Annotated in this window: 7 protein-coding genes; 1 reads left to right on the top strand and 6 read right to left on the bottom strand. The window is 67.9% G+C overall.

The window, feature by feature from the left end; translation table 11 throughout:
- Positions 1 to 424: 424 nt before the first annotated feature.
- Positions 425 to 652, top strand: a complete 228-nt coding sequence (locus AC56LR_RS09220; RefSeq protein ID WP_497129706.1) for a hypothetical protein — start codon at positions 425 to 427, stop codon at positions 650 to 652.
- Positions 653 to 696: 44 nt separating this feature from the next.
- On the opposite strand, the gene AC56LR_RS09215 is transcribed toward AC56LR_RS09220, so the two are convergent.
- The 6 genes from AC56LR_RS09215 to AC56LR_RS09190 form a co-directional block, all read right to left on the bottom strand.
- Complete coding sequence (locus AC56LR_RS09215) at positions 697 to 1149, bottom strand: GNAT family N-acetyltransferase (protein WP_497129705.1); 453 nt, start codon at positions 1147 to 1149, stop codon at positions 697 to 699.
- A 34-nt stretch (positions 1150 to 1183) separates the two neighbouring features.
- Positions 1184 to 2221: an arginase family protein gene (locus AC56LR_RS09210; RefSeq protein ID WP_497129704.1), complete on the bottom strand. Its 1038-nt coding sequence runs from the start codon at positions 2219 to 2221 to the stop codon at positions 1184 to 1186.
- A gap of 24 nt (positions 2222 to 2245) precedes the next feature.
- Complete coding sequence (gene gshA, locus AC56LR_RS09205) at positions 2246 to 3841, bottom strand: glutamate--cysteine ligase (protein WP_497129703.1); 1596 nt, start codon at positions 3839 to 3841, stop codon at positions 2246 to 2248.
- 79 nt (positions 3842 to 3920) lie between these two features.
- Positions 3921 to 5726, bottom strand: a complete 1806-nt coding sequence (locus tag AC56LR_RS09200) for a DUF885 domain-containing protein (protein WP_497129702.1) — start codon at positions 5724 to 5726, stop codon at positions 3921 to 3923.
- 72 nt (positions 5727 to 5798) lie between these two features.
- Positions 5799 to 6617, bottom strand: coding sequence for a peptide chain release factor N(5)-glutamine methyltransferase (gene prmC / locus AC56LR_RS09195; RefSeq protein ID WP_497129701.1), 819 nt, complete (start codon positions 6615 to 6617; stop codon positions 5799 to 5801).
- Positions 6617 to 7090, bottom strand: coding sequence for a disulfide bond formation protein B (locus AC56LR_RS09190; RefSeq protein ID WP_497129711.1), 474 nt, complete (start codon positions 7088 to 7090; stop codon positions 6617 to 6619). The genes prmC and AC56LR_RS09190 overlap by 1 nt, the downstream gene beginning before the upstream one ends.
- Positions 7091 to 7163: the final 73 nt, after the last annotated feature.

Below are 7163 nucleotides of genomic sequence, written 5' to 3'. Positions count from 1 at the left end.
GAAAGAGAGGGCTAACACAGCCATGCATGCACCGCTTTTTTGACAGGGAAGCTAGCAGCAACCCGGCCCGCCTACAAGGAAAATATGTGGGGAAGGGTCAGGGTCAGGTCTGACATTTGGACACGGACTCAACCAGGTCAAGGCTGGGCTCGTGTCCGAATGTCAGACCTGACCCTGGGTGTATGTCCGCAACCAGGTCAAGGCTGGGCTCGTGTCCGAATGTCAGACCTGACCCTGGGTGTAGGTGCCGTAAAATTCGGGTCTGGATTTCGAGCTCGTTCTGCACAAGGTCGAATACGAAACTAGAGCAAGACCAACTGGGGCGCTGCCCCGGTTTTTTTTGGCGCGCACGCCTGCGTTGGCGCACATGGCGGGCCGGCTGGATGCCGGAAGCTGCAGGTCCCGACAACTACCGCCTGCCGCCATGCGCTGCCACGTCCCGCTCCTGCTGCTGCTCCTGTTCGCTTGCCGCGTGTGCGGTGCCGAAGCACTTTCCACTTCAGAATGTCTCCACGGCTGCACCGCATCCATGCCGGTGCGCGCCTGCGTGGCCGCCGCCCATCCGCCTCCGGCTGAAACCGACGCCTGGCTGTTGCTGGCGGCCGTGGCCGTCTGCGCGGCGGGCCGGCTTGCCACGAGCCGGCGCGGATGAGGTGCGGCTCGACCCGGTGCCGGCAAGCCAGGCCTGGTTGCCGTTCAGCGCAGCATGTCGACGTGCATGATGCCGTCTTCGTCGTAGGGGGCGGAGACGGTCTCGAAGCCGAAGCCCTGGTAGAAGGTTTCGAGGTATTGCTGCGCGCCGATGCGGATGCGGTGGCCCGGATACAGGGCTTCGGCGCATTCGATGCCGCGCACCAGGAGCGCGCGTCCGGCGCCGCTGCCGCGCGCGGCCTGGGTGGTGATCACCCGGCCGAGCGACATCTCGGTGTATTTCACGCCGGGACCGAGCACGCGCAGGTAGGCCGCCAGCTGGCGCTTGCCGTCGACGGTGCGCCAGCCGAGCAGGTGGTGGGCCAGCGGGTCGAGGCCGTCGATGTCGGGATACAGGCAGGTTTGTTCGAGGATGAACACGTTCTGGCGCTGGGCCAGCACCTCGTACAGGTCGGCGGGGCTGAGGTCGTTGAAAGGGGAGAACTGCCAGTCGATCATGATGGTGTGGTGTTGGGCCGCGTAGCGTGAACGCTTACGCAGCGGTTTCGAAGCCTTCGAGGATGTTCACGGTGTTGGTGCCGACGCTGGCGCCAGGGTCCGTTGCGGCCCCGCCGCCCTCGAAGATAAAAGTGGTGGGCAGGCCGAGGTGCGCAATGCGCTCGCCGATGCGCAGGAAGTCGCCGCCCTGCAGGCTGAAATCCGGCCCGATTTCGCCCCCCAAGGACACCACCAGCGCGTCAGCGCGGAACATCGCCAGCTTGAGGCAGGCCGTTTCCAGCGCGGCAAACCACGGCGCGCTGCCGCTGCCCGGGGCCAGCGGCAAATTCATGGTGCAGCCAAGTCCTGCGCCGGCGCCCTGTTCGCTGGCGTGCCCGAGGTAGAAGGGGTAGGCGCCGCGCGGGTCGAGGTGGATCGACACGAACAAGGCGTCGGCCCGCTCGTAGAAAATATGCTGGGTGCCGTGGCCGTGGTGGCGGCCGATGTCGAGGATGGCCACGCGCTGCGCGCCGTCGTCCAGCAGGTGCTGGGCCGCCAGCGCGGCATTGTTCAGGAAGCAGCCGCCGCCGAACCAGTCGGCGCCCGCATGGCGCCCGGGCGGGCAGGTCAATGCGAGGGTGCCGCGCTCGCCCATGCGCAGCGCGTGGGCCGCATTGACGGCGCAGTCGGCGCCGGTCTTGGCCGCGATCCAGGTGCCTGCGCCGAGCGGCGTGTGACTGTCCGCCGCATACAGGCCGGCGCGCGCCAGGAAGTCCTCAGGCTCGTGGGCATCGCGGTCGCGCATGCCGCGTACCGGCCACAGCGCCGGCAGCAGCGCGCGCCCCGCATTGCCCGGATCGCGTGCGCTCCACTCGCTCCATGCCGTGCGCAGGAAATGCAGGTAGCGCGGCGTGTGCACGCGTTCGAGCGAGACCAGCGGCACGCCATGCGGCGTGACGATGCGACCCAGCCCGCGCCGTTCGAACTCCGCCAGCGTCAGCGCGAGCGCGTTGACTCCGCCGGCCCGCTCCTGCCAGGGCGCAGGCGCGCCGCCTTCGTGCTGGGCGTGGTGTTCGTTGTAAAAGGTGAGCAAGGCATTCCCGCCGCAGGCGCCCGCTTATTGGTTACCGCACAGCGTGCTGCTGTTATAGGCCGCCACGAAGTCGTCGAAACTGCCGCTGTCGGCCGCCTCGATGGTGGCCTGCTCGGCGATCGAGGCGGCGACCATCTCTTCGAACATCGCTTCCTCGGCCGGCATCAGCGGACTGTCGCGGAAGCTTGCCGCATGCAGTTCGCTCTGGCGCAGGCCGAACGCGGAGGCCGAACCAAGCGCGCGGATTTCTTCGAGCACGCGCGCCGAAGGCGTGAGCGCCGGGTTCTCGATCTTGGCCTGTTGCAGGCCGAGCGAACCCGCATGCACGCCAGCTTCGTTATGGCCTTCGTCCAGCAGCTCGGCCACCGGGCGGATGCGCTCGATCAGTTCCAGCGCCCATTCCTTCAGGGGCACCTCGGCGCCGTCGCGGGTGAGCGTCAAGGCCGGGTCGCGCCCTTGCTTGACGGTGCGCGCGAAGTTGCGCGCATGGACCTGGCCTTCGTGGGCGCTGATCAGGGGGCTTTCTTCAAACGCGCAGAACAGCAGGAAGGCGTCGAGGAAGCGGCCGGTCTCCAGGCTGATACCCACCGGCTCGAACGGATCGACGTCGAGGCAGCGCACTTCGATGTATTGCACGCCGCGGTTGCACAAGGCCTGTACCGGGCGCTCGCCGGTACGGATCACGCGCTTCGGGCGGATCGTCGAGTAGTACTCGTTCTCGATCTGCAGCACGTTGGTGGACAGCTGGATCCACTCGCCGTCCTTCCTGGTGCCCATCTCGGCATACGGTTCGTACGGCGTGTTCACCGCGCACATCAGGCTGGTGACATAGCTCTCCAGGCTGTTCTCGTGCGGGCGCAGGCCGCTTTGCGCGTCGTTCTGGTAACCCAGGTCGCTCATGCGCAGGCTGGTCGCGTAGGGCAGGTACAGGGTATCGTCGGACAGGGTCTCGAGATTGTGCGGGCGGCCGCGCAGGAAGCTGGTGGTCAGCGCCGGGGTGGCGCCGAACAAATACATCAGCAGCCAGCTGTAGCGGCGGAAGTTGCGGATGGTCGCGATATAGCTCTCGGACTGGAAGTCGCGCAGCGCGTTGCGGCGCTCCTCAATAATGCCTTCGCTGGCGGCCACCAGCTGCCACAGTTTTTCGGGCAGCGAGTAGTTGTAGTGGATGCCCGCGATGCACTGCATGGCCTTCCCGTAGCGCAGCGCCAGACCGCGCCGGTACACGTGCTTGAGCATGCCCAGGTTCGATGTGCCGTACCAGGCGATCTCGATGTCTTCTTCCGATGGCAGTTCGCCCGGCATCGACACGCTCCACAGCATGTCGCCGTCCATGCGGGCGTGGGCGAAGCGGTGGATGGCGTCGAGGCGGTTCAGGGCCACGGAGATGTCATGCTCGGCCGGGGTGATGAACTCGAGCAGGGCTTCGGCGTAATCGGTGGTGATGAGCGGATGGGTCAGTGCCGAACCAAGTTGCGCCGGGTGCGGGGTGCGTGCCAGGCGGCCGTGGCGGTCGACGCGCAGGGTCTCGCGCTCGATGCCGCGCAGGCCCTGGCCGAGCAGGGCGCGGTGGTCGTCGTCGTCGAGCAGGGCCAGGCGGCGTTGTAATTGGGTCGACACGGGTGTTTCCTTTCTTATACTGCCAATGCGGATTGGAGCAGAGATTAACCGAAAAACGGCGAGCGCGCCGGGCGCCCCCTCATTCCCGCCGGGCTGCCGCCGCGGTGGCCGGATTTGCCTGCGGCCCTGGCGCCGCGGCGCCCTTTTTGGCTGCCGCTTTTTCGGCCTGGATCCAGACTTCGACCTGGCGCTGGAGCAGGTCGAGCGGCAGGGCGCCGTTGCCCAGCACCGCATCGTGGAAGCGGCGCAGGTCGAAGCGCGCACCCAACACGGCGCGGGCGCGCTCGCGCAGGGCCGCGATGCGCAGCTGACCGATCTTGTAGCCGAGGGCCTGGGCCGGCTGGGCGATGTAGCGGTCCACTTCCGCTTCGTTGTCCTGCGGCGGGTTGGCCGTATGGGCATTGAGGTAGTCGATCGCCTTGCGGCGTGACCAACCCATCGCATGGATGCCGGTATCCACCACCAGCCGCGCGGCGCGCAGCATCTCTTCGTTGAGCTGGCCGAAGCGCGAGAACGGATCCTCGAAGAAGCCGAGCTGCGGCCCCAGGCCTTCGGCATAGGTGGCCCAGCCTTCGCCGAAGGCGTCGATCCAGCCATGGCGGCGGAAAGCCGGCAGCGCGAGCGCCTGGGCACGCGCCACCTGCAGGTGATGGCCGGGCACCGCTTCGTGCAGCGCCACGCTGTCGACCTGCCACATCGGGCGCGCCCCGAGCTGCGTGATGTTCACCACCAGCGCCGCGGTGCGCGCCTCGCTGCCGGCTTCGTAATAGGCGACCGGCTGCCAGGTGCCGTCCTGGATCATCGGCTTGACCGCGATGCCGGCGTCCGGAACCGTGGCCACTACCTTCGGCAGCTTGGCCTGCGCACGCGCCAGGGCCTTGCGGTAGCGCCCCAGCAGCGCTTCCGGCTCGCTGAAGAACAGGCGCGGGTCGGTGCGTGCAAAGACCAGGAATTGGGGCAGGGTGCCGCGAAAGCCGGTCCGTGCTGCCTGCGCCGCCATCTGTCCACGGATGCGCGCCACTTCGCGCAGGCCGATGGCGTGCACGTCGGCGGGCGCCAGGCCGGTGGTGGTGGCGCTGCGCAGCAGGAAGGCGTACCAGGCCGCGCCGCCGGGCAGGCTCGAGGCGCCGATGGTGTCGCGCGCGGCGGGCAGGTATTCACTGCGCAGGAAGTCTTCCAGCCGGTGCAGGCTGACTGCGGCATTGGCCAGCACGGTGATGCCGCGGTCGACCAGTTCTTCACGCGTCTCGGGTTCGATCGATGCAGGGATGCGCCCGAAAGGCGCGTTCAGTGGACCCGTGGCGATGTTTTCGCGCAGCAGGCGCAGCGCGTCCGGCACCGGTGTGATGGCCGCCTTGGGCACGGTCCAGCCGGCGCGCATGCCTGCGCGCAGCTGCTCGATCAGGCCGTCGACGTGGGCCGGCAAGGCCTTCATGCGCGCCAGGTAGGCGCGGTAGTCCGCTTCGGTGGCGAAGGGCATCTGCGCAACCAGGCGCGGCAGGCGCAGGTGCAGGCCGTCCCAGCCGCTGATCGGCTGCGGGTCGAAGGCGGTGAAGGCGGCGGCGGCCAGGCTGCGCTCGCGCGCGGCGATGAACAGGTCGTAGGAGAGCTGGTCTTGTGCATCGAGCTGGGCGCGGTCCAGCTTGCGGGCTTCTTCCAGCACCTGGCGCGTGTGCTCGAGGGCGGCGGCGCGCCCTGCCAGCGAGGTGTCGGATAGCAGCGCGTTGTGACGGTGCTCGCCGATGCCGGTGGCGTATTCGGGTTGCTGGCGCAGCTGGTATTGCCATTCGCGCTCGAACAGCCGGCGCGCCTCGTCGGCTGGCGTGTCGGCGGCGCCGCAGGCGAGGGGAAGCAGCAGGAAAATCGAAGCGAGGAAGGTGCGCATGCGGTGCCCGCGCAATGGGCCGACGGTCAAGGAGTGGTCATTGTAGCAAGACCCGGACCGGGACCGCGCAGGCTAGGGCAGGCGGCCGCCGCTGACGCGCTCGATACCCGACAAGTCGCGCCAGCTTTGTACGTCGAGGAAGCCGCGTGCGCCGAGCAGCGCGCGCACGGCTTCGGCCTGGTCGTAGCCGTGTTCGAGCAGCAGCCAGCCGCCCGCCACCAGGTGGCCGGGGGCGCCCTCGACGATGATGCGCAGTGCCGACAGGCCGTCCGCACCGTCGGTGAGGGCGCCGGTCGGCTCGAAGCGCAGGTCGCCCTGCGCCAGGTGTGCGTCGCCCGCGGCGATATAAGGGGGATTCGAGGCGATCAGTTCAAACTGCTCGCCCTGGACGGCGGCAAACCAGTCGCTGCGCAGGAAGCGCACCGCGGCGCCGTTGGCGGCGGCATTGTCGCGCGCAATGCCCAGGGCCTCTTCGCTGAGGTCGAGCGCGGTGACGGCTGCATCTTGTCGGTTGTGGGCGCAGGCCACGGCGATGGCGCCGCTGCCGGTGCCCATGTCGAGCATGCGGCCTTGCGGCGGCAGGCGTTCGAGCGCCAGTTCGACGATCAGTTCGGTGTCGGGGCGGGGAATCAGCACGCCGGGGGCGACCCGGAACGGCAGCCCGAAGAATTCGCGGCTGCCGACGATATAGGCGATCGGCTCCCCCTCCAGGCGGCGCTGCACCAGCGCGCCAAGGCTTGCCGCTTCGTCAAACGTCAGGGCGCGGTCGGACTGGGTGATCAACTGGATGCGTGCCAGGCCGAGCGCATGGCACAGCAGGATGCGGTTTTCCAGCGGGTCCAGCGGCAGCGACGCTTGCAGCTGCTGGAGCGTAGCGCCTGCCTCGATCATCAGCGTGCCTTGCGCACCAGGACGAAGACCAGCAGCACCGTGAAGGCCACGAACCAGATCGCCGACCATTGCGGGATCGCCAGGCCCATCACCGCATCGGTGGCGCCCGAGCACAGGCCGTCGGCGCGGAACAGCCACGGCAGGTATTCGGCGGTCGGGATCTTGTTGAGGAAGGTCTCCATCGGATCGATGCCGCAGCTGAAGCCCGGGTTGGCGATCACGTACAGGTGCTTGCCGACGAAGTACAGACCGCCGAGCGCCGCCATCAGCGCCAGGATCGTGCCTTCGCGGACCTTGCCGCTGATGGCCGACACCAGGGTGGCCACGCCGATCGCCAGGAACATGTAGCGCTGGATCACGCACAGCGGGCAAGGCTGCATCTGCTGGATGTGCTGGAGATAGAGGGCCACGGCGATCAGCGCGAAGCAGATCGAGGAGATGGCGAACAGGATCTGGCGGGTGGTAGGCAGCATCATGGTGTTTGTATGGGCGTTGTTCGGACGGGGCATTCTCGCATAAGTTCGCATCAAGTTAACCCGTAGGGTG

This window comes from Telluria sp. ZT3P39, assembly GCF_059685935.1.
Note: the sequence above shows the minus strand (reverse complement) of the source record. Positions and strands in the feature narration are given on the sequence as shown.

What these genes read in the sequence shown, in the direction of transcription:
- AC56LR_RS09215 (WP_497129705.1), bottom strand. Translation starts at nt 1,149, where the DNA reads ATGATCGACTGGCAGTTCTCCCCTTTCAACGACCTCAGCCCCGCCGAC.
- AC56LR_RS09220 (WP_497129706.1), top strand. Translation starts at nt 425, where the DNA reads ATGCGCTGCCACGTCCCGCTCCTGCTGCTGCTCCTGTTCGCTTGCCGC.
- AC56LR_RS09200 (WP_497129702.1), bottom strand. Translation starts at nt 5,726, where the DNA reads ATGCGCACCTTCCTCGCTTCGATTTTCCTGCTGCTTCCCCTCGCCTGC.
- prmC (WP_497129701.1), bottom strand. Translation starts at nt 6,617, where the DNA reads ATGATCGAGGCAGGCGCTACGCTCCAGCAGCTGCAAGCGTCGCTGCCG.
- AC56LR_RS09190 (WP_497129711.1), bottom strand. Translation starts at nt 7,090, where the DNA reads ATGCTGCCTACCACCCGCCAGATCCTGTTCGCCATCTCCTCGATCTGC.